Source organism: Mycolicibacterium sichuanense, assembly GCF_033741125.1.
Taxonomy (GTDB): Bacteria; Actinomycetota; Actinomycetes; order Mycobacteriales; family Mycobacteriaceae; genus Mycobacterium.
The window spans coordinates 174423-196327 of sequence record NZ_JAWQPU010000007.1 but is presented as its reverse complement, the minus strand read 5'-3'; the positions used below and the strand labels follow the sequence as shown (position 1 = coordinate 196327).

23 protein-coding genes are annotated in these 21905 nt (G+C 69.2%); 10 read left to right on the top strand and 13 right to left on the bottom strand.

Going from position 1 to position 21905, the window contains the following annotated elements; genetic code table 11:
- Positions 1 to 29: 29 nt before the first annotated feature.
- From SBI80_RS21675 to SBI80_RS21655, 5 genes are all read left to right on the top strand, one after another.
- A complete protein-coding gene (locus SBI80_RS21675) occupies positions 30 to 962 on the top strand; it encodes a TIGR03619 family F420-dependent LLM class oxidoreductase (RefSeq protein WP_318976886.1) in 933 nt (310 codons plus the stop codon).
- Positions 963 to 1006: 44 nt separating this feature from the next.
- Entirely contained in the window at positions 1007 to 1927 is a 921-nt protein-coding gene (locus tag SBI80_RS21670; RefSeq protein ID WP_318976885.1) for an NADP-dependent oxidoreductase, read from the top strand.
- Between the two features lie 155 nt (positions 1928 to 2082).
- On the top strand, positions 2083 to 2382 hold the full coding sequence (locus tag SBI80_RS21665) for a hypothetical protein (protein WP_318976884.1): 300 nt from the start codon (positions 2083 to 2085) through the stop codon (positions 2380 to 2382).
- Positions 2383 to 2434: 52 nt separating this feature from the next.
- Positions 2435 to 2791 (top strand): heme-binding protein, encoded by a 357-nt coding sequence (locus SBI80_RS21660; RefSeq protein WP_318976883.1) that lies wholly within the window; start codon positions 2435 to 2437, stop codon positions 2789 to 2791.
- Positions 2792 to 2872: 81 nt separating this feature from the next.
- Positions 2873 to 3649, top strand: coding sequence for a class I SAM-dependent methyltransferase (locus SBI80_RS21655; RefSeq protein WP_318976882.1), 777 nt, complete (start codon positions 2873 to 2875; stop codon positions 3647 to 3649).
- On the opposite strand, the gene SBI80_RS21650 is transcribed toward SBI80_RS21655, so the two are convergent.
- From SBI80_RS21650 to SBI80_RS21640, 3 genes are all read right to left on the bottom strand, one after another.
- The gene (locus tag SBI80_RS21650; RefSeq protein WP_318976881.1) at positions 3646 to 3783 is read right to left on the bottom strand and encodes a hypothetical protein; all 138 of its coding nucleotides are present in this window, start codon (positions 3781 to 3783) and stop codon (positions 3646 to 3648) included. The two genes, SBI80_RS21655 and SBI80_RS21650, sit on opposite strands and share 4 nt — an antisense overlap.
- Before the next feature lie 73 nt (positions 3784 to 3856).
- Complete coding sequence (locus SBI80_RS21645) at positions 3857 to 4315, bottom strand: hypothetical protein (protein ID WP_318976880.1); 459 nt, start codon at positions 4313 to 4315, stop codon at positions 3857 to 3859.
- A 32-nt stretch (positions 4316 to 4347) separates the two neighbouring features.
- A complete protein-coding gene (locus SBI80_RS21640; protein WP_318977030.1) occupies positions 4348 to 5058 on the bottom strand; it encodes a potassium channel family protein in 711 nt (236 codons plus the stop codon).
- A 92-nt stretch (positions 5059 to 5150) separates the two neighbouring features.
- Here SBI80_RS21640 and SBI80_RS21635 point away from each other — a divergent pair, with 92 nt between their 5' ends.
- Entirely contained in the window at positions 5151 to 6647 is a 1497-nt protein-coding gene (locus SBI80_RS21635; RefSeq protein WP_318976879.1) for a potassium/proton antiporter, read from the top strand.
- Between the two features lie 78 nt (positions 6648 to 6725).
- Here SBI80_RS21635 and SBI80_RS21630 read toward each other — a convergent pair whose 3' ends face one another.
- Positions 6726 to 7508 carry a CDP-diacylglycerol diphosphatase gene (locus SBI80_RS21630; protein WP_318976878.1) on the bottom strand — a complete coding sequence of 261 codons (783 nt, stop codon included), beginning with the start codon at positions 7506 to 7508 and terminating at the stop codon, positions 6726 to 6728.
- 160 nt (positions 7509 to 7668) lie between these two features.
- Here SBI80_RS21630 and SBI80_RS21625 point away from each other — a divergent pair, with 160 nt between their 5' ends.
- Entirely contained in the window at positions 7669 to 8961 is a 1293-nt protein-coding gene (locus SBI80_RS21625) for a cytochrome P450 (protein ID WP_318976877.1), read from the top strand.
- Here SBI80_RS21625 and SBI80_RS21620 read toward each other — a convergent pair.
- Complete coding sequence (locus tag SBI80_RS21620; RefSeq protein ID WP_318976876.1) at positions 8936 to 9553, bottom strand: DJ-1/PfpI family protein; 618 nt, start codon at positions 9551 to 9553, stop codon at positions 8936 to 8938. The two genes, SBI80_RS21625 and SBI80_RS21620, sit on opposite strands and share 26 nt — an antisense overlap.
- 62 nt (positions 9554 to 9615) lie before the next feature.
- On the opposite strand from SBI80_RS21620, the gene SBI80_RS21615 reads away from it, so the two are divergent.
- Entirely contained in the window at positions 9616 to 11079 is a 1464-nt protein-coding gene (locus SBI80_RS21615; protein ID WP_318976875.1) for an aminotransferase-like domain-containing protein, read from the top strand.
- Here the strand turns inward: SBI80_RS21615 and SBI80_RS21610 are convergent.
- The 6 genes from SBI80_RS21610 to SBI80_RS21585 all read right to left on the bottom strand — a co-directional run bounded on the left by SBI80_RS21610 (position 11019) and on the right by SBI80_RS21585 (position 17729).
- On the bottom strand, positions 11019 to 11720 hold the full coding sequence (locus SBI80_RS21610; protein WP_318976874.1) for a TetR/AcrR family transcriptional regulator: 702 nt from the start codon (positions 11718 to 11720) through the stop codon (positions 11019 to 11021). The two genes, SBI80_RS21615 and SBI80_RS21610, sit on opposite strands and share 61 nt — an antisense overlap.
- A gap of 104 nt (positions 11721 to 11824) precedes the next feature.
- Complete coding sequence (locus SBI80_RS21605) at positions 11825 to 12499, bottom strand: creatininase family protein (RefSeq protein ID WP_318976873.1); 675 nt, start codon at positions 12497 to 12499, stop codon at positions 11825 to 11827.
- Complete coding sequence (glnT, locus tag SBI80_RS21600) at positions 12499 to 13884, bottom strand: type III glutamate--ammonia ligase (RefSeq protein WP_318976872.1); 1386 nt, start codon at positions 13882 to 13884, stop codon at positions 12499 to 12501. The genes SBI80_RS21605 and glnT overlap by 1 nt, the downstream gene beginning before the upstream one ends.
- A 13-nt stretch (positions 13885 to 13897) precedes the next feature.
- Entirely contained in the window at positions 13898 to 15061 is a 1164-nt protein-coding gene (locus SBI80_RS21595; protein WP_318976871.1) for an aromatic ring-hydroxylating oxygenase subunit alpha, read from the bottom strand.
- Positions 15062 to 15092: 31 nt separating this feature from the next.
- Entirely contained in the window at positions 15093 to 16496 is a 1404-nt protein-coding gene (locus SBI80_RS21590) for a purine-cytosine permease family protein (RefSeq protein WP_318976870.1), read from the bottom strand.
- 204 nt (positions 16497 to 16700) lie between these two features.
- Positions 16701 to 17729: an alcohol dehydrogenase catalytic domain-containing protein gene (locus tag SBI80_RS21585; protein WP_318976869.1), complete on the bottom strand. Its 1029-nt coding sequence runs from the start codon at positions 17727 to 17729 to the stop codon at positions 16701 to 16703.
- Positions 17730 to 17832: 103 nt separating this feature from the next.
- On the opposite strand from SBI80_RS21585, the gene SBI80_RS21580 reads away from it, so the two are divergent.
- Both SBI80_RS21580 and SBI80_RS21575 read left to right on the top strand, forming a co-directional pair.
- Positions 17833 to 19299 (top strand): protein adenylyltransferase SelO, encoded by a 1467-nt coding sequence (locus SBI80_RS21580; RefSeq protein WP_318976868.1) that lies wholly within the window; start codon positions 17833 to 17835, stop codon positions 19297 to 19299.
- Positions 19300 to 19352: 53 nt separating this feature from the next.
- Positions 19353 to 20069, top strand: a complete 717-nt coding sequence (locus SBI80_RS21575; RefSeq protein ID WP_318976867.1) for a cutinase family protein — start codon at positions 19353 to 19355, stop codon at positions 20067 to 20069.
- On the opposite strand, the gene SBI80_RS21570 is transcribed toward SBI80_RS21575, so the two are convergent.
- Complete coding sequence (locus tag SBI80_RS21570) at positions 20066 to 21070, bottom strand: acetamidase/formamidase family protein (protein WP_318976866.1); 1005 nt, start codon at positions 21068 to 21070, stop codon at positions 20066 to 20068. The genes SBI80_RS21575 and SBI80_RS21570 overlap by 4 nt on opposite strands.
- A gap of 13 nt (positions 21071 to 21083) precedes the next feature.
- Positions 21084 to 21893, bottom strand: a complete 810-nt coding sequence (locus tag SBI80_RS21565; RefSeq protein WP_318976865.1) for a CbtA family protein — start codon at positions 21891 to 21893, stop codon at positions 21084 to 21086.
- Between the last annotated feature and the right edge of the window lie 12 nt (positions 21894 to 21905).

Sequence of the window (21905 nt, the reverse complement as noted above, 5' to 3'; positions counted from 1 at the left end):
ACCCGTGCCGACGGGGTTAGCATCCAGCGATGGCGTTCCCGCAGGTCTCGTTGCAGCTGCGCACCTTCACCGACGACCCCGGCCACGATTGGTCCGCGACCCTCGGACTCGCCAGCGCCATGGACGAAGCGGGCATCGACCGCGTGGTGGTGAGCGACCACGTCGTCTTCGGTGAGACGCCCCAGGCATACGCCGACCCCTCCCTCGGCGGCATCGCCGGCGGTCGCCAGCCCACCGGGCCCGACGGTCAGTGGCTGGAACCCCTGACCGTCCTGACGGCGATCTCCGCCACCACCAAGAGGATTCGGCTCGGAACCGCCGTCCTGCTCGCCGCCCTGCGCCGACCCGCCGTGCTGGCGAAGCAGGTCGCGACCCTCGACGTGCTGTCCGGTGGCCGCGTGGACCTCGGCGTCGGCGTTGGCTGGCAGCGCGAGGAGTACGAGGCTGCCGGGTTGCCGTTCGAGCGGCGCGGCCGCCTGCTGGACCACACGCTGGAGGTGTGCCAGACGCTGTGGACGCAGCGGCGCGCGACTCTGCACAGTGCCGAGTTGTCCTTCGACGGCATTCACCAGATGCCCAAACCCGTTCAGCCGGGCGGTGTTCCGATCTGGGTCAGCGGTACCGTCAACCCAGCGGTGGTGCGCCGGATCAGCCGCTTCGGCTGCGGCTGGATTCCGTGGGGTGCCGATCGCGACCGACCGGACACCGCGATCGCTCGGATGAAGGACGCCATCGTCGACGCCGGGGGCGACCCCAGCGGGCTGCAGGTGCAGGGCAATGCGGCGACGGCCAAGCGCGCGGACGGCTCGCTCGACGTGGCGGCCACCGTGGCATCGGCACCGGCGCTCGTCGCGGCGGGCGTCACCGACGTCCGTTTCACGCTGTCGATCCCCAAGCACCGCGGGCACGCCGTCGACCTGCTCTCGGAGCTGGTCGCGGCCTTTCACGCCGTCACCCGGTAGAGGTTTCCGTTTACCGTCGGGCCGCGCCGGGGTAAGCGCCAAGGATGGTCAAGGCATTCGGATACAACGCGCACGGTGGACCCGACGTTCAGGAATTCTTCGACCTGGAGGCGCCCTCGCCGTTGCCCGGCGAGCTGTTGGTGGAGGTCCGTTCGGCCGGAGTGAACCCCGTCGACTGGAAGATCCGATCCGGGCTGTTCACCAGCGGCGACTCCGGCGGCTTTCCCGCCATCCTCGGCAGCGAGGTCTCCGGCGTGGTGCGCGAGGTGGGCAAGGACGTCGACGGCTTCGCCGTGAACGACGAGGTGTTCGGCTCGACGGCGCCGGGTTCCGGCGGATTCACCGAGTATGCGCTGGTGACCGCCGGCGCGGCTGCGCACAAGCCGGCCCAGGTGTCGTTCGACGACGCCGCAACCCTGCCGGTGGCCGCGGCCACCGCGTACGACGGAGTGACCCAACTCGGGCTGGCCGAGGGCCAGACCCTTCTCGTCAACGGCATCGGCGGAGGGGTCGGGGTCGCCGCGGCGCAGATAGCCAGGGACTTCGGCATCAACGTCATCGGAACGGCCAGCGAGGACAAGCGCGCCCTGGTCGAGACACTGGGTGCGACCATGATCGCCTCCGGGGACGACGTCGCCGAGCGCATCCGCCAGATCCTGCCCGACGGTGTCGACGCCATCTTCGACCTGGCCGGCGGCGACAGCCTCCGCGCCGTGGCCGAACTCGTCACCGACCGCAGCAAACTGATCAGCGCGGGCGACCCCGTGGCCGCCGAACTCGGCGGCCACATGATCGAGCGGGACCGTACCCACCGGGTGCTCGAGATCGTCGGAGCCATGGTCGCCGAGGGCAAGCTGGATCCGCACGTCGAGGACGTCCGGCCGCTCGAGGAAGCAGCCGATGCCGTCGCGGCGGTGGAGATCGGCCACGCCAGGGGCAAGGTCGTCGTGCGGGTGAGCACTTAGGCACCAGGGTGCGGGTGAGCACTTAGGCACCAGGGTGCGGGTGAGCACTTAGGCACCAGCCTCTTCACAGGCGCGAAACCCGGCGAGCAGCGCCGGTGCGGCCTACTATTCACGCTCCAGACAATTCCGTCTGCGTAGGTGCGAAGGGGACCGTCATGAGGACCAGGAACGTTGGCGTCGCGGCGATCTTCGCGTTGGCGAGCATGGCGGGCGGTGCGGCGGTTGCCCCGCTAGCGCTGGCGGATACGTGCGATCCCGCGGTGACCGTCTGCCAGGGCGGCGACGTCGCGCCAAGCGACTCCGCGTCGTCCGGCAACGAGTTCTCGCCCCAGACCACGGCCAGCGACGACCAGTATCCGTTCGACGGCGACTGGTACTTCAACCCCGCAGGCGGCAGCACCGAGTTGCAACCCTCGCACACGTCGGGTGGCGGTGGCGGCGGCGGCCATCACTAGGCACCGGAACGCATCAATTCCGTTCAGCCCCACCAACATAGGAGATCAGTCGATGCCGTCTTCAGCCAGTTCTGCGCGACGATTCGCGGCAGCCGTGATCGGTGGAGGTGCGATCGCCGCAGCGATGCTCTTCGGCAGCGCGGCCTCGGCGCTGGCCGACCCGCCACCGCCCCCGCCAGGTTGCTCGGCGGCCGACTTCGAACAGGTCACCTCGCAGGTCGCCGCGGCGACGTCGGACTACTTCTTCACCCACCCAGACGTCAACGCCTTCTTCTCCAGTCTCCGAGGCCAGCCGCGCGACCAGATGCGGGCCAACATCCGCACCTATCTCGACGCCAATCCGCAGGCGAAGTCCGATCTCGAGGGCATCCGCCAGCCGATGCACGACCTGAAGACCCGCTGCGCGTAAGTCGGGCCGCTTCGGCGAGAAGTGGTCGACGAGCGGACGGTCGACAGATCTCCCGAAGTGTTCACTGCGCATGCTGAATGCATGTCCGAACCGCCCGCCCCGCACGCCGACCGCCGCCGCGCCGAGTCCTTCGGTGCCGCGGCCGACGCGTACGACCGCCACCGCCCGCGTTATCCACGGCAGCTGATCGAGGCATTGGTCACCCGCCCAGGGACCGCGACGCTGGACGTGGGCGCCGGAACGGGCATCTCCTCCGTGCAGCTGACCGACGCCGGCGCCCGGGTCCTCGCCGTCGAACCCGATCCACGGATGGCACAGGTGACGATCGCCAAGGGCATCGACGTCGAGGTGGCGACCTTCGAGCAGTGGGCGCCCGCCGGGCGGTCGTTCGACCTCGTCGTGTTCGCCCAGTCGTTCCACTGGGTACAGCCCGAGCCCGCGCTGGCGAAGGTCGCGTCGATCCTGACGCCGGGCGGGCGCCTCGCCCTGATCTGGAACAGGATCGTGCCCACCTCACCCACCAGTGACGAGCTGAACGAGGTCTATCGCGACTACCTCGACGAGGTGAAGCGGCCGTCCATCGCGGCCGAGGCGAACACCGTGGCGATCCTGCAGGACAGCGGTTTCACGGTGCAGCAGCGCCACATCGCCGAAGACCGTCACTACCCGGGAGAGGAATGGCTGGACCTCGTCTTCACCTACTCCAACCACCTTGGGCTGCCGCCTGATTCGCGTGTCGAGCTGCGGTCGCGGCTGGCGCGCAGGATAGGTGACGCCGGGGTGCGCGCGCACAACGACGCGCTGGCGCTGATCGCCACGCCGCGGGCCCGGGTGTCGTCCCAAGTGTCGTCGTCCTAGGTGTCGTCGTCCTCGCGCGGCTCGGGCGGCAGTTCGGGTTGCGGCTTGTCCAAGTAGGCCTTCATGCGCATCAGCTGACTCAGCGCCAGCCCCACTCCGAGGAGCGCGACCACGACGACGATGGCGATGGTCATGGCGGCCTCCTCGGTCGTACCCCACCTTAGGGGCGAGCGATGCGACCGGCGGCCGGATCCCACGATCCCGCGGTCATCCGTGCAGCCCTTCCTCGTGTCGAAGCCGGTCGTAAGCCTCCGCCCAGGTGGGCGGCACGCCCGTCGACGCAGGAGCGGTCCAGGAGGCGAACCGCGAGCCCGCCATCCGCGGGCCGAAACGCGTCATGGTCTCGACGTGCGGCCGGCGCCCGACCGCGGCGTCGAGCGCATCCCGGTCCTGCCAGGCGGACAACGTGTAGAAGGTGCGCTGCGTCGGCCGGGCGATGAGCGAGACCCCGACCGCTCCCGTCGAGTTCAGCATCTGGCGGCGAATCCGGAAGGCCGCCAAGAGGAATGGCAAGACGTCGCGCCAGGAGCGCAGATCGAAGCGCGATGCCATCACGATCACGTCGGTGCCACGAGGCACTCCGGCCTTGGCCGCCGTCCAGGGCAGTGTCGGCATGGCTGGCTCCTCGTCGTCGATCCACCGGCGCCGATAGTACACAACTGACATGTCAGGTGTGTACTATCGGCGGCCACGCCAGGTCAGAAGCCGTACTTGTCCTTGATCGCCCGGATGGGCTCGGCCCCGTGGATCGCGGCCCGCATCGAACTCTCCGCCGAGCTGTCCGAGACGAACAGCATCTCGTCACCCGCCTCGAGTACCTCATTGGGCGTCGGAAGGATCACCGCACCAGCGCGGACCAGCGTGACCATGGCGGTGTTGGCGGGCAGGTCCAGTTCGCCGACTCGCTGCCCGACGAGTGGATTGTCCTCGGGCAGCGTCAGTTTCGCCAGATCTGCCTGGCCTTGCCGCAGCCCCATCAGCCGCACCAGGTGGCCGATGTCGATGGCGCCCTCGACGCCAGCCACCATCGCCCCCGGCGTCGACACGGCGACGTCGATGCCCCACGCCTGGGTGAACAGCCACTCGTTGCTGATCTCGTTGATCCTGGCCACCACCCGCGGCACCCCGAACTCGGACTTGGCCAGCAGTCCCACCACGAGGTTGGCCTTGTCGTCACCGGTCGCGGCGATCAGCACGTCGCACGTCTCGGCGCCGGCCTCCTCCAGTGTGGTCACTTCGCAGGCGTCGGCGAACAACCAGTCCGCCTCCGGCACGACGTGTGGCTCGAACTTGCGGCGTTCGCGTTCGATCAGCAGCACCTTGTGGCCGTTGTCGAGCAGTTCCCGCGCGACGGACCGGCCGACGTTGCCGGCGCCGGCGATCCCGATGCGTGTCTTGCGTTCGGCCATGCCGTCATCTTCGCCCATCGGGCGAGGGGACGCCGCCGACTTCTCGTCCGACCGCGACCGGCGGTCACCGTCGGTGAAATACTGACGGCACTTTGAGCCTGCACGAGCTGTACCTGACCTTGCTGATCGGGGGCTTCGTGCTGCTCGCCAGCATCGTCGGCACCCGGGTCGCCACCCGGGTGGGCTTCCCCAGCCTGCTGCTGTTCCTGTTCGTCGGCGTCGCCATCGGCGAGGACGGTCTCGGACTGCAGTTCGACGACGTCGAGGTCGCCCGCAACGTCGGAACCGCCGCACTGGCCATCATCCTCGTCGAGGGCGGTCTGACCACGCGGTTCGCCGACATCCGCAAGGTGCTGGCGCCCGCAGGCGCGTTGGCGACCATCGGAGTGGTCATCAGCATGCTGATCACCGCCGTCGGTGCGCACGTGCTGCTACGGATGGACTGGCAGCTGGCGCTGTTGTTGGGCGCCATCGTCTCCTCGACCGACGCGGCAGCGGTGTTCTCCGTGCTGCGGGTGCTGCCACTGCCCCGAAGGGTGGCCGGACTGCTCGAGGCCGAGTCCGGCTTCAACGACGCGCCCGCGGTGATCCTGGTGCTGATGTTCAGCGCGGTGCCCTTCGTGTTCGAACCCGAGAGCGCCGTCGCCGACCTGGTCTACGAGCTCCTCGCCGGAACCGCCATCGGTCTGGGTTTCGGCTTCCTCGGCGCGTGGGTGCTGCGCCGCGTCGCGCTGCCCGCGTCGGGGCTCTATCCGATCGGCATCTTCGGCATCGGCATCGTGGCCTTCGCGGCCGCGGGCACCGTGCACGCCAGCGGTTTCATCGCCGCCTATCTGGCCGCCGTCGTGCTGGCGAACTCCGGACTCCCCCACCGGTCGGCGACCCGGTCGTTCGCCGAGGGGTTGGGCTGGCTGGCGCAGATCGGCCTGTTCGTCCTGCTCGGCCTGCTGGTCGACCCCAGCGAGCTGGCCGCCGACGTGGTGCCCGCGATCGTGGTCGGCCTGGTGCTGCTGCTGGTCGCGAGGCCGCTGTCGGTGATCGGCTCACTCGCCGGGTTCAACGTGCCGCTGCGCGAACAGGTCTTCCTGTCCTGGGCCGGCTTGCGGGGCGCCGTGCCGATCGTGCTGGCGACGTTCCCCATCGTCGCGGGGGTGCCCGACAGCAATCGGCTGCTCAACGTCGTGTTCCTGCTGGTGGTCGTCTTCACGCTGGTGCAGGGGCCCAGCCTGCGTCCGCTGGCGCACGCGCTGCGGTTGATTCCCCGAGACGCCCCGCGCGAGATCCAGGTCGAGTCGGCCCCGCTGGACGTGCTGGAAGCCGAGCTGCTGACGCTGACAGTGCGTCCCACCTCTCGCCTGCACGACGTCACCGTGCTGGAGCTGCGGCTGCCCGACCCCAGCGTGATCACCCTGATCATCCGCGACGGCCACACCTTCGTTCCCCTGCCCGACACACGCATCGAGGCCGGCGACGAACTGCTGATCGTCACCACCACCAAGACCCGCGCCGCCGCCGAGCGCCGGCTGCGGGCGGTCAGCCGCCGGGGCAAGCTCGCCTACTGGTTCGACGAGTACGGCGAACCGGACTAGAGCCGCGCCCGTCGTGAATCCTCTGCGGGTTTCGGGCCCGATCGCCGCAGAGGATTCACGAGCGGCGAGGGTGCTCGCCTACTTGCCAGGCATGGCCGCTGCCACCAGGGGGCAGAGGTCGTGATCCTGCAGCTCCTCGGCTGCGGCCTCGTCTCCGGTGACGGCATCGGCCCGGTCGGTCAGCAGCACGAACCCCGGGTTGCCAGCAGCGCCAACCGTACCCACCACCGCCATCGTCCTGGCGGCCATGTCGTCACGCGCACCGGGCACCCCGTCGGCCAGCAGCACGAACGGGTCCACGTCGAGTTCGTCGCCGCCGACGGCCATCGCGTCGTATTGGTGGCCGGCCAGCGGCACCGGGAACGGTGCCCAGACCGGGCCCACCGCGTCGGCGTGTGCACGCAACGCGTCGTGCACGTCGGCGCGCACGCAGTCGACGTGGATGTGCAGCTGATCCTGCGACCGCGCGAATGCCGAGTTGATCGTCAGGCCGATCCAGTCACGCGGCAGGTCCGCGCCTGCCCGTTCGTCGACGAACGAGCGCGCGCGCCACGCGGCGGCGAAGTAGTTCGGCGCCGCGCCGTCCAGGAGCGCGGGATCGTCGATGCCCGAGGCCCGCTGGGTCGGAATGAGCAGGAACTGCGTCGGGCCGACGAGGTCCTTGAGCACCGCCCAGCCGCCGCGTAGATCCACCCGAGCACACGGCGCGGGGTCGCCGCGGTCCGCCTGGTCGGGCACGCACTGCTCGTGCACGATGCGCCAGAGTGCACTCGGGTCCGCCGCGTGCGCCGGGCTGGCCGTGACGATCGCCGTCAGCAGCGCCAGCAGCAACGCGCCCCAACGAATCCGGTGAGAAGACACGCGAAGACCCTACTGGCCGCGAACTCCGATTGTTCATCCGTCGCCCCAAGACCGTTCGCCCGTTCCGTCGCTACCGTGTCGATGAACCCGGGGCAGCCGGGACGCCGAGCGGAGGCCGCAGATCACGACCACGAGCGCAGAGGCAAGCATCGGTGCACCGGTGCTGCCGCCGGGGCCGGCCCTGCCGCGCAGCATCCAGGGCGCCGTCGCGCTCGTCGACCGGCGAGCAGCGTTGACGGCGATGCGTCGCCGCCATGGGCCCGACTTCACCGTCGACGTGCCGATCTTCGGTGAGGTGGTGGTGATCGGCGATCCCGCCCACGTGCAGCAGATCTTCCGTTCGGCGCCCGAGGAATTGGACACCGTCGAGGGCAGCCTGGGCCGGGTGCTTGGCGCAGGTTCACTGTTCGCGCTGAAGGGCGAGCGGCACCGGGTGCAGCGCCGGCTGCTGACACCGCCGTTCCACGGCAACAGCCTGCGGTCCTACCGCGGGGTCATCCTCGAGGAGAGCCGGCACGAGTTCGCCGGCTGGCCCGAGGACCGCGAGTTCGCCACCCTGCCAGCGATGATGCGCATCACCCTTGCCGCCATCCTGCGAGCGGTGTTCGGGGCACGCGGCGCGCAGTTCACCCGGCTGCAGAGCCTGCTGCCGCCGGCGGTGGCGCTGGGTTCTCGCCTGTCGATCGTGCCGGTGCCGCAATGGGATTGGGGACGACTCAGCCCGTGGGGCCGCTTCTTCGCGGCGCGGCGTGAGTACGACGCCATCGTCGACGAGCTCATCGCGATTGCCACCGCCGATCCGGCGCTCGACGATCGCACCGACGCGCTGGCAGTGCTGCTGCGCAGCCGCTACGCCGACGGCACGGCGATGAGCCGCGACGAGATCGCCGATCAGCTGCTCACCCTGCTCACCGCCGGATACGAGACCACCGCTACGACCCTGGCCTGGTCGGTCGAGCGGCTTCGCCGCCACCCGCAGATCCTGGCGCGCCTGGTCGCCGAACTCGATGACGGGGGCGAGGAGCTGCTGGACGCCACCATCGCGGAGGTGCAACGGTGCCGACCCGTCGTCGACACCACGTTCCGCGAAGTCGCCGCACCGTCCTACCGGCTCGGTCCATGGACGCTGCCGCACGGACAGACGGTGATGGTGGCAATCGGCCTGGTGCACGATGGATCTGGACTAGACGACCGCCCGGGCTTCGATCCGGACCGGTTCCTCGGTGGCCGGCCCGACCCCGCCGGCTGGATTCCCTTCGGCGGCGGTGCGCGACGGTGCATCGGCGCGGCGTTCGCCACCATGGAGCTCAAGGTCGTTCTGCGCGAACTGCTCTCGCAATTCACCCTGCACCCCACAGCCGAGCGCGACGAGCCCATGCGCTCGCGCGGGGTGGCCATGGCGCCCGGCCGGGGCGGCCGGGCGGTCGTCACGAGACGACGAGCTGCCGGCTGAGGTAGGGGCTGACGTTGCGCATGGCCCGCGCCACGTAGTCGTCCTTCTCGCCGATCGGCGCCACGTAGTGCAGGGCACTCTCGGCGGCCGCCACGTCGACCAGCCGGGCGATCAGCCAGGCCGCCAGATACTGCGACGCCAAGCACCCGCCCGCGGTCGCCACGTTGCCCCTGGCGAAGAACGGTTGCTCGAGGACGTCGACACCGGCCGCCTGAACCCACGGCTTGGTGATCGAATCCGTGCATGCGGGGACGTCGTCGAGGAGGCCCAGCTTGGCCAGCACCAGCGTACCCGAACACTGGCCGGCCAGCAGCTGGCGCGACGGGTCCAGGCGCAATCGCGACATCAGCTCGCCGTTGGCGACGACCTCGCGGGTCTGCATGCCGCTGCCCACGATCACCGCGTCGGCCGCGCCGGCCTCCTCCAGGGTGGCCATCGATTCGACGACGACGCCGTTCATCGATCGCACCCGGTCGGTCGGGCTGGCGATCGACACCCGCCAGCCGGGCAGCTGCACGCGGTTGAGGACACCGAGTGCGATGAGCGAGTCGAGTTCGTTGTATCCCTCGAAGGTCAAGATGGCGATGTGCATGGGGCGATCGTAGGATCGCGTCATCGTGACAATCAAAGAATTGTCATGCATACAATGCCCTGGTGGCGGTGTCGCGATACAAGGTGGTGGTCGACGCGATCGCCGCCGACATCCGCTCGGGCCGACTGCGCGCGGGCACCCGGCTGCCGACCCATCGCGCACTCGCGGCCCAAGAGGGCCTCGGCCTGGTCACCGCGTCCCGGGTGTACGCCGAACTCGAGGCGATGGGTCTGGTCAGCGGGGAGCGTGGCCGTGGCACCTTCGTCAGGGACACCACGCTCGCGCCCGGGCACGGCATCGACCAGCAGGCCGTGGCTGCCGGCGTCGCGGATCTCAACTTCAACTACCCGGCCCTGTCCGATCAGTCCGACCTGCTCCGTACCGCACTGCGGGAACTGGCTGCCGGCGGGGACCTCGACGCCCTGCTCCGCTACCAGCCGCACGGCGGTCGGCCACACGAACGAGCCTCGGTCGCAGAGCATTTGGGCCGCCGCGGACTGAGCGTACTCGCCAACCGCGTGCTGATCGTCAACGGCGGCCAGCACGGCTTGGCCGTCACCGCGATGGCCACTCTGCAACCCGGCGACGTCGTCGCGGTGGATGCGCTGACCTACCCGGGCTTCAAGGTCCTCGCCAAGACGTTGCGTCTGGAGCTGGTGCCCGTCCCCGCCGCCGACGGTGCCACCGATCTGGACGCCCTCGCCCACGTGTGCGCGACGCGGCCCGTCCGCGCGGTGTACGCGATGCCGACCCTGCACAACCCGCTGGGGTGGGTGACCTCCGAGCAGCACCGCGAACGACTGGTCGAGATCGCCCGCGCACACGGCCTTCTCATCGTCGAGGACGCCGCCTATGCGTACCTCGCCGATCGTCCACCAGTGCCGCTCGCCGCGCGCGCCCCCGAGCGCACCGTCTACGTCTCGGGCCTATCCAAGAGCGTCGCGACGGGGCTGCGGATCGGATTCATCTCGGCTCCAATGGAATTGGTGCCATCGCTGGAACGTGCCATCCGCGCCACCACCTGGAACGCCCCGGCCCTGCTGACGGCGATCGCCTGCCGCTGGCTCGACGACGGCACCGTCGACCGACTGGAGGCCGGCAAGCGCACCGACGCGGCTATGCGCCAGGCGATCGCGCGCGAGGCGCTGGCGGAGTTTCCGACTGTCGGCCATCCCAGCTCGTACTTCCTATGGCTGTCCCTTCCCGAGGAGGTGCGGGCCGAGGCCGTCACCGCCGCCCTTCTCGCCGAACGGGTGTCGGTGTCGACGGCCGAACCGTTCGCCACCACGACGCACGTCCCCCACGCCCTCCGACTGGCCCTCGGCTCGGTCGACCCACACACCCTGCGCACCGCCCTGGGCACCGTCCGCGACGTCGTGGCCGTCCACGCATTCGCCTCAAGGGTTCAGCCGCCACTGCAACCCCGCGCTAGTAGTTTGCCCGACCCAAGGAGTGGAAGTGAGCATCAGGACGTCTCGGGTAGGCGGCCGTTGACGCGTAGCGCGCGCTCCACGTCGTCGAACTGAGCCGCCTGGGCGGTGACACGGGCGATGTCACTGGGCCGCTTCAGCAGACTGCGCACGGCGATGACGGCGACCTGTTCGGCGACGCGGATGGCCTCGTCGGCGCGGTCGCCCTCGTCGGTGTGCAATCGCGTCCGCTTCTGCGCGCCCTCGTCGAAGTTCAGCAACAGCCCCGCCGTCTCGTCGGTGTCGCAGTCGACGAACCGGCCCTCGGCGATCGCCGCGGCGATGAGGTCCGCGACCCATTGCTTGAGCCGTTCGTAGTCGGTCCAGAACTGAGCGAACTCGGCGCGCTGATCGTGCGCGATCCGCTGGATCTCGTTGAAGTCGATGGGCGAGAGTGCCAGTTGCAGGGTGTCGAAGCGCAGCAGCCGGTACAGCTTCACCGCGGGTGAGCCGGAGCCCGCGCCGACGGCCGCGATGAAGTCCAACGGCGCCCGGTTGACCAGCAGCGTCTCCTGGAGCAGGCCCTCCTTGTTGCGGAACCAGTAGTAGAGCGAGGATTGCTGCAGCCCGCAGGCACGGGCGATGTCGCTCATCGTGGTCTGCGCATAGCCCCGCTGCGAGAACAGCTTGGTCGCGGCGTTGACGATCCGCGCCCGTGGGGAATCGTTCTGCGCGGGATCGGCTTCCGGTGACGGCACGCCACGAATGCTACGGCGCGCATTGATCGCCACTACCTCGACAATGGCGGTACCTCGTCATGCGCACGCGACACCACGTCCCTGGCCGCGGCGACCACGTCGGTCTAGAGCTCGAGTCCGAACGTCTTCGACGCCCGCGAGGGGTGGCCGGTGACGCCGTTGGTGGAGACGCGCTGCACCGGGTACCGGAACACCGTGCCGGCCGTGCGGTCGGGGTCGTCGGCGGTGTGCATCCGGTCGACGTCGACCAGTTCCGGCCGCAGCACCAGCATCAGCGAGGTCTCGGCGGCGTTCGCGTGCCAGTCGACGGCATCTGCGGTGGCGCGGCGGGCGATGTCGGGGGTCAGGTCCCACCACTGCACGACGCCGACGCCACCGTCGGGGAATCGGCGTCGGAACTCGTCGCAGGCGATCCACAGCGGGGCGGCGTTGCCGACGTGGCCGTTGACGAACAGCACCCGGCGCGCGCCGGATTCGGTGCAGGCAGCCGCGGTGCGGAACGCCGCGCGTGCGGTCTGCTCACCCGTGCTGGCGATGGTGCCGGCCAGTTCGGTGCCGTGGAACTGACTGGCACCGAATGCCAAGGGCGGCAGCACCAGTGCGTTCTCCCCGGCGGCCGCGTCGGCGAGCGCCGCGGCGACGATGGTGTCCGTGCCGACCGGCAAGTGCGGGCCGTGCTGCTCGGTGGCCCCCACCGGGATGAGGACCACCGTGTCCGGATCGGTCGCGAAGCGTTCGGCGAGCTGGGCCGACGTCAGCTCGGCCCAGTGCTGGCTCATCAGAAGAACCGCAGGTAGCGGTCGGTCTCCCACGCCGACACGTGGGCGGTGTAGGAGTTCCACTCGAGGCGCTTCTCCGCGACGAACGAGTCGAACATCGCCTCACCGAACACCCTCCGCGCCAACGGGTCCGCCTCGAGGGCATCGATCGCGGCATCCAGCGAGCGCGGCAGCCAACCGATTCCGCGTGCCGCAAGGTCGTCCTCGGACAGCCGGTAGAGGTTGTCGCGGTTGGGCTCCCCCGGGTCGAGGTTCTCCCGGATCCCCTCCAACCCGGCCGCCAGCATCAGCGCGGCACCGAGGTAGGGGTTGTTGGCGCTATCGGCCGCCCGGCATTCGACCCGGCCACCACCGCGCGGGATTCGCAACATGTTGGTCCGATTGTTGTCGCCGTAGCAGGCGAAGATCGGCGCCCAGGTGAGCCCGGACATGCTGCCCTGCTTGACCAGTCGCTTGTAGCTGTTGACGGTTGGCGCGATGACGGCGCAGATCGCCGGTGCGTGCCGCAACACGCCGGCGATGAACTGGTAGCCCAGCGTCGAAAGCCCGCAGCTGCGCGGGTCCTCGGCCGCTTCGAACAGATTGGTGCCGTCCTCACCGGCCAGCGACATGTTGTAGTGCGCACCGCTGCCGGTGCGATCGGCGAACGGCTTGGGCATCCAGGACGCGAACAATCCGTGCTTGCGGGCGAGCTCCCCGACCATCATTCGGAAGAACGTGAACCGGTCCGACATCGCTACGGCGTCGGTGTAGGTGAAGTCGGTCTCGAACTGCCCGTTGCCGTCCTCGTGGTCGAACGAGTAGACGTCCCAGCCGAGTTCGTTCATCGCCGAGACGATCTCGTCGACGATTCCGTAGTTGTGCAGCAGTCCACGCAGGTCGTAGCACGGTTTGTCGAGGTCGTCGTCGAGACTGGCCGGCGCCGGCGTGCCGACGCGGTCGTCGGTCAGCAGGAAGAACTCCGTCTCGATCCCGAGGTTGAAGGTGTAACCCAGCGCGGCGGCCTCGGCGGTGACGCGCTTGAGGATCTGGCGACTGCACGCCTCGAAGGGCGCGTCACCGATCCACAGGTCACCGGGAAACCAGGCGACCTCCCGGTTGAACGGCGTGATGATGGCGGCGTCCAGATCGGGGTGCGGGGCCACCTCGTCGTCGTTGACGTCCTGCGGCACACCGTCCAGTGCCGCGCCGGTGAACATCTCCGAGCCCTTCGCCGCCTGTACCAGGTGGTTCAGCGGCACCATCTTCGCCTTCGGCTTGCCATGCATGTCGACGAAGCTGATCGCCGCGTACTTGACGCCGGACTCGGCCAACCGGGCCGCGACGTCGCGCGCCTTGGCCGCGACGCCCGACTGGGCGCTCTGTCCGTTCAACACCGTGGTCATCTGAAGACCCCTCCTATCCCGTGGATGCGAGCTTGGCCGAGTGGCCGGTGAGTCCGAGTTCTCGCCCCAGATACCGGTAGAACTCCCAGAGCGGGCGCTCCAGGTGTGACAGCCGGCCGACGCCGGTGACGCCTGCCTTGATGGCGCGCTGCACCGACGCGCAGACGTCGAGGTCCTCGCGGTGGATGTCGCAGATCGACTTGACGAGCTGATTGCGCCTTTCCTCGAGCTCGGGTGCCGCCAGCGCCGCGGGCGACATGGCGATGTCGAGGTGGACCTCGATGCGTCCGGCACCGAGCGGTAGGACCTTGAGCCAGTACATGTAGCCGGGACCCATCGCGATCTGCAGCAGCGGGTATGCGATGAAGATCAGCGACTTGCGACTGTGTTCGGGGGTGAGCGTGTCGGCGCCGGGCGTCATGAACGGGGCCGTCACGGGGTAGCCCGGTGCCTGCGCCGACCACATCGTGGTGAAGTAGGGGCCGACCTCTCCGGTGGAGCTCAGGTGCGCCGGGAACTCGTCCTCCAGCGTGCCGCGGTGCGGTCCCATGTGGTGGTAGCACTCCATGAAGTTGTCCACCATGATCTTCCAGTCCCATTCGCACTCACCCCATTCGGTGTGCTCGACGGTCTGGTAGTTCTCGAAGTCGTACGGGTCGACCACTGCGGACAGCTCGGCCAGCTGTTCGGCGAGCGGTGACGCCTGCCCGTCCAGGTTGACGAAGACGAAGCCCTTCCACAGCTCGTGGCGAAACTGCTTGAGCCCGAAGTCGGCGCGGTTGAAACCGTCGGTCTGCTTCATCTCCGGTGCGCCGGCGAGGTGCCCGTCGAGTCCGAACGACCACAGGTGGTAGGGGCACTGCAGCACCTTGGCCGCGCCGGCACCGCTGCAGAGCTCCATCCACCGGTGCGTGCAGTTGCGCGAGAGCACCCGGATCTCCGAGTGCCGGTCGCGGGTGACCACGAGCGGGGTACCGAGGATGTCGATGCTGTAGTAGCTCCCGTCGGTGGGAATCTGCTCCAGACGGCACAGCGGGATCCAGCCGCGTTTGAAGATGCGGTCCACTTCGTCGGCGTACAGCTCGTCGCTGCCGTAGGCCTCCGGTGGAAGCGTGACGGCGTTGGCGGGTGAGTCGACGGCACAGGTGGCGGTCATCCGCGAGTAGTCGAAGGCCATGGGATTCTCCTTGCCCGTGAGGTGGTGGGGGTCAGACGGCCGTGGTGGACGGCACGCTCGCGTCGGCCGGGAGACTGTCGCCGTGCTCCTCGGCCGCGGTATTGCGATTCAGTGCATAGTGCAGCCCGCCGGCGACGAATAGTCCGACCAGCCAGGCGATGTCGACGCCACCGAGGGCGGTGGCGAACGGCCCGACGAACAGCGGGCAGCTCATGAAGGGCACCTCGGCCAGCACGGCGACGGCATAGGTCCCGATCGCCTTCCAGTTCACCAGCCCGTAGCGACCACGCATCGACAGGATGCTCGAGACGTCGTAGTGACCGCGGTGGATGACGTAGAAGTCGACCAGGTTGATCGCCGTCCAGGGCACGAGCATGTAGAGCAGGAACAGGATGAGATTGGACAGGTTGGTCAGGAAGTCCCCCGAGAGGAAGATGCCGATTGCGGTCCCGATCAGGCCGAAACCGCCTGTCACGCAACCCCGTACCAGCCGCGACACGTGCGGCGGCCCACCTGCCTGCGTCACCGTCGACAACCCGGCCATGTACGGGCCGTAGAGGTTGTCGCAGTTGGCCCCGATCATGCCGAGCACCAGCACGACGGCGATGACGGGAGCACCCATCGGCGCCAGGCTCGACAGGTAGACCAGGGCGTCGCTGTTGAGACTGTCGAGGGCGTACACGGCCACCACCGCGCCGAGGGCCATGAACAGGATGGCCCCGGCGCAGCTGCCGATCAGCGTGTACCAGAACGTCTTCGCGCCACCCTGGGACGTCGGAAGGTAGCGCGAGTAGTCCGAGACGTACGGCGCGAAGGTGATCTGCCAGCTGGCGCAGATGGACAGGATGAGGAAGAAGTTCGCGAACGTGGGCTGCGACGGCGCGGCGGGGGCCGAGCCGTAGTGGGCCACCGCGGCGACGAAGAGCAACGCCAGGACCAGCACCGACACCACGGCCATCGCCCGGTCGAAGAGGTGGATGGCGCGGTACCCCGCGAAGGCGATCAGCCAGGTGATCGCGTTGCACACGATGATGCCGGTCCAGGTGGGAATGCCGGCGATGCTGGCGATGGCCTGCCCGCCGATGACGCCGGCGCCGGCGAAGTAGCCGACGTACATGATGATGGCCAGCAGGTTGGGCAGCGCAGCGCCGAAGAACCCGAATTGTGCGCGGCTCTGGATCATTTGGGGCAGACCAAGCTGAGGACCCTGCGCCGAGTGGTAGGCCATGAAGACCGCGCCGACGAGGTTGCCAATGACGATCGCCAGCAGAGTCGGCACCAGTCCGGCGCCGACGCTGATGCCGATGGCGCCCGTGGTGGCCGCCATCACCGTCGCGTTGAGGGAGAACCACAGCGGCAGCAGGTGCCAGGCCTTGCCGTGGCGTTCGTTCTCCGGGATCGCACCGATGGTGCGCTGTTCGATGAGTGTTGCCATGTGTCGTTCCTGGTGACCTCGAGGTGGCGGACCCACCGTGGCTGATCAGGGCAGTCACCGACGTTGTGACGACCCGAATCTAAGCGCGGTCCATTTCGAGGTTGTTTCGCCGCAGTGAATGACTTATTGATGAATTCGCCGCCGCGACCTGCTGTGCATTGCCTTCGAGCTGCCGCCACCGGAATTTCATCAATAGGTTATCGACTACTCCGGGTGCAGGATCACCTTCACGCACTCCGGGCTGCGCGCCGCGACGGCGGCGTAGGCCCTGGCCGCGTCGGCCAGCGGGAACCGGTGGGTGAAGATGCCGTCGGTCCGCAGCGAGCCGTCGGACACCAGCGGAACCAGCTCGGTCCAGGTCTGCTGGATGGGGGCGGTGGTCATGCGCAGCGTGAGGCTGCGGACCAGCGCCATCAGGATCGGCAGCGGGTAGGGGTTCAGGTCGTGCACGCCCAGCACCGACACCGTGCCGTCGGCGCGCACACAGGCCAGTGCGTCGTCCAGCGTGACGTCGAGGGCCACGGTATCCATCACGGCATCCGCACCGCGACCATGGGTGTGCTCGAGAACCGCTGCGGCCGTTGGCCCCTCGATGGCGATCGCCCCCGAATCGACGGCCAGGGCGCGGCGGCCAGCCACGGGATCGGCGGCAAGGACGGTACCCGCGCCCTGGGCGAACGCGGCCCGCACCGCGCACAGCCCGACCGCGCCGAGCCCGAGGACGACGACGGTGCCGCCCGGCGGGATGTCGGCCTTCTTGGCACCGATCCAACCGGTCGACAGGTTGTCGGTTAGCAGCAGCGCCGCCTCGTCGTCCACGCCGTCGGGAATCCGGAGCAGCTGAAAGTCCGCGCTCGGCACGGCGACCGCCGTCGCCTGCCCGCCACCCAAGACTCCCGAACCGAAGATCTGCATGCCCCGCGCGCACGTGACGGGATTGCCCGTGGCGCAACCATCGCACCGGCCGCACCCCGTGACCGACGCGGCCAGCACGCGATCGCCGACCCGGACGTCGCGCACGTCCGGACCGACCTCGAGCACCGTCCCGATGAATTCGTGCCCGACCGCGACTCCGTCCCCCACCGGCAGGTCACCGTCGTAGAAGTGCAGATCCGAACCGCAGATGGCGGCCGATTCCACGCCCACCACGGCGCCGTCGGCCCCTGGGGGCACTGGATCGGGCGCCTCCCGCACCTCGACGGCGCCGGGGCCGGTGATGACGACGTTGTCCATCTGGTGTTCCTCGCGGCCGGCCGGCCTCGTCGCCGGCGTCTGAGCCGACGCTACCCGTTCGACCCGGAGCCGAACCGGCGCCGACCTCCGTACCCTGGAAGGGGTGAATTCCGCACCCCAGACCACCGTCGTCCTCGACGACCGCTTCGCCAGGGAGCTGCCGGAGCTGGCCGTCGCCTGGCAGGCCGCCACGGCGCCCCAACCGCGGCTGCTCGAGCTCAACGTCGCACTGGCGAGCGAGCTCGGCCTCGACGTGGCGTGGCTGCGTAGCCCGCAGGGGTTGGCCTTCCTGGTCGGCGCGGCGGTACCGCCCGGGGCCAGTCCGGTGGCGCAGGCGTACGCCGGGCATCAGTTCGGCGGGTTCGTCCCGCGCCTCGGTGACGGGCGCGCCCTGTTGCTCGGCGAGCTCGTCGACGACGGCGGGCGGCTGCGCGATCTGCATCTCAAGGGGTCCGGGCGCACGCCGTTCGCCCGAGGTGGCGACGGCCTCGCGGCCGTCGGTCCGATGCTGCGCGAGTACGTCGTCAGCGAATCCATGCACGCCCTTGGCATCCCGACCACCCGGTCACTGGCCGTGGTGGCGACGGGCCAGGCCGTGCACCGCGATACGGCGCTGCCAGGGGCCGTGCTCGCCCGCATCGCGAGCAGCCATCTGCGCGTCGGCAGCTTCCAGTACGCCGCCGCCACGGGCAACGGCGACCTGTTGCGGCGGCTGGCCGACCACGCCATTGCCAGGCACTACCCCGACGCCGCCACCGCCGACGAGCCCTACCTGGCGCTCTTCGCCGCGGTGGTGGCCCGGCAGGCGGCGCTGGTCGCCAAGTGGATGCTCGTCGGTTTCATCCACGGCGTGATGAACACCGACAACATGACGATCTCGGGCGAGACCATCGACTACGGGCCATGCGCCTTCATGGACGCCTTCGACCCGGCGACGGTGTTCAGCTCGATCGACCACGCCGGGCGCTACGCCTACGCCAACCAGCCGATCGTCGCGCAGTGGAACCTGGCCCGGTTCGCCGAGGCCCTTCTCCCGCTGCTGGCCAACGACCAGCAGCGGGAGGCCATCGATCGCGCCGTCGAGGTGCTCGGCACGTTCGGCGGGAGCTACGCCGCCGCATGGACATCCGGCATGCGCGCCAAGCTCGGCCTGCCCTCCTCGGTCGACGACGCGACCATCGCTCAGCTGGCAGGAGACCTTCTCGCCCACCTGCAGCAGAGCCGGGTCGACTACACCCTTTTCTTCCGGCAGCTCGCGACGGCCGCCCGCGGTGACGCCGAACCCGCCCGTGGCTGGTTCGTCGACCTGGCCGCGTTCGACGGCTGGCTTGCCAGGTGGCAGAATCTGCAACCCGATGCCGCAGCGATGGACCACGTCAACCCGGTCTACGTACCGCGCAACCATCTGGTCGAGGAGGCGCTCGCCGCCGCCACCGCAGGCGACCTCGATCCACTCGGTCGGCTGCTGCACGCGACGGCCGACCCGTACCTCGAACGTCCGGGCCTGGAGTCCTACGCCGCCGCGGCGCCGGACGACTTCGGGCCGTATCAAACGTTTTGTGGCACCTGAGGACTACCGAGCGCGAGGTTTGTCGACCGAGGAAGTCGGCAATCCGCACCGACATGATCTCCCCTCACCTCGTTCGGCTCCTCGGCGTCGCAGTCGCGGCGGCGTGGGCCCTGGCGGGCGCGCCCGCTGCCTCCGCCGAACCCGCCCCCGGTGCTGCGGCGCCCGCCTGTCCCGACGTCGAGGTGGTCTTCGCCCGCGGGACCGGTGAACCGCCCGGGGTCGGCGGCGTCGGTCAGGCCTTCGTCGACTCGTTGCGCTCCAAGGTGGGGACGAAGACCGTCGGGGTGTACGCCGTCCAGTACCCGGCGAGCCTGGACTTTCCGCGGGCCGTCGACGGAATCAACGACGCCGCGGGCCACATCCAGCAGACCGCGGCCACGTGCCCGCAGACCAAGGTCGTGTTGGGCGGCTTCTCGCAGGGCGCCGCGGTCGCGGGCTTCGTCACCTCCGACGTCGTGCCGCCGGGAGCGGCGGACTCCGGGGTGACCGGTCCGCTACCGCCCGCGGTCGCCGACCACGTCGCGGCGGTGACGCTGTTCGGCAAGCCCGACGGCCAATTCATGAACATGATCAGTCAGCCGCAGGTGGCCGTCGGCCCGCTCTACGCGGGCAAGACGCTCGACTCCTGCGTTCCCGGCGATCCGATCTGCTCGACGGGCGGTGACTACGCCCTCCACAATGCCTACATCTCGGACGGCCTGGTCGATCAGGCTGCGACGTACGCGGCGGGGCGGCTCGAGCCCACTCCGACCCCGGCCCCCGAACGCTAGCCCGTGAGGTCCTGCGCATTGCGGCGCAGTCGCTGGTGGATGCCACCGAACGGACTCACCTCGGGCAGCAGGTCTCTGGGGATCTTGGTCACCGCGCTGTAGTTGACGTCGACCACGTTGGCCAGCGGAGACAGGCACAACTGACTGCACAGTTGGTAGGCATCCATGTGCCCGATGTCATACAGATCGCCCATCCACTTGACCATCTCGACCTGACTGCACCGCCAGGCGTCCTCGAGGGGGCGAGCCGACCCGACGGCGATCAAGGCGTCGTCGTGTTCGAATCGCGGCCAGGCGGGAGCGCCTCCCTTGATCAGGTCGACGATCAAGGTCACGTTCATGGCTCCCTCCAACGCCGTCCCACAGGTCTCACCCTCCCCCTGCCGGTAGTGGCCGTCGCCGATCGAGAAGAGCGCTCCCTCCACGTTCACCCCGAGATACACGGTCGTGCCGGCCCGCAACTCCGGGGTGTCCATGTTGCCGCCAAAGTAGTCCGGCACCAACGTCGTTCGCACTTCACGCAACGCCGGGGCGACGCCGACGGTGCCCAGCATTGGCGCCAGCGGCAACGCCACGGTGAAGTCGCCCTCCTGCGCGACGAAGGTGGCAGTGCCCGCGGCAGCGTCGACCGAGTAGATCCACGTCAGCTCCGGCAACGCCGGTTGCAAACCCGCCGTGCGATCGGTGCCGGTGAGGGCGCCGAACAACGGGATCGTCGTGGATGCAGCCCAGTCGCGGGCCGGTTCGATCGAGACGAAGTGTAGAACCAGCGTGTCCCCCGGTTCCGCGCCGGTGACGTAGAACGGGCCCGTCTGCGGGTTGAGTTCCTTGGGGTTGAGCACCTCACTCGGCTTGTCGGCCTGCGAAGTGACCCGGCCCGCGAACGCATCCTCGGTCCAGAGGCGCATCGCCGAACCGGGCCGCACTTCGAGGACGGGCTCCACCCCGCCGAACGTCCACGCGTACTGCTCCTTCGACGGTGTGAAGTCGAGGATCTCCATGTCTTGGTCCTGTCTAGGTGGTGGCGACGGTGGCCAGGCCGGCGGTACTCGGCCGGTTGGCGAGAACGCGCGGGACGAAGGCGGCGAAGGTGGCCCCGATCACCGTCCACATCACCGCCGACGCGAGCACCGAGTACAGCCGGAAGTCGGCGAGGACCTCGGCGGGGAAGCCCGGATAGAGCTCGGCGCCTTGGGAATCGGCGAGCGGCCCCGGCGTCTCGGCGTAGGTTGGCATGGCCAGGAGCACCAGGCTGATCGCCAGCACGTAGCCTGCTGCACCGAGCACCGCCGTCGTGAATCCGCCGAACTTCGGCAACAGCCGTCCCGCCGCTGCGTACGCGGTGATCGCGAGCCCGACCGATAGCACCACCAAGATGAGGTACGCACTGGTACGGCCGCCGATGGTCGCCGCGTCCCCGACCCCGGGCGGGTTGGCCGGATACCCGAGGAAGGGAACCAGATACAACACCACGAAACCCGCGCCCGCCAGCGCAGTCGCGAGCGTTCGCGGTGAGACCGCCGGATGCCTGCGCCGTAGCCGGGCCCACAGCACCGAGAACGCCACGGCGAATAGGGCTCCCAGCACGATGCCGAAGACCACGGTCGCCACGCCCGCACCCACGTTGGCCTGCAACGCGCGGCTGAACACCTCGTGCCCGTGTTCGCGTTCCCCGGACAACGCCGCTTCGGCCGCCGACCGTCCGTCCTCGTAGTCGATGGCAGCCGCGATCAACGGCGTGACCTGGGTGCGCGCTACGGCGAACGAGGCAATCCCGCCGACGCACCCGGCCGCGACGCCGAGACCGATGAACTTCTTCTCCACGATGCGGCCCTT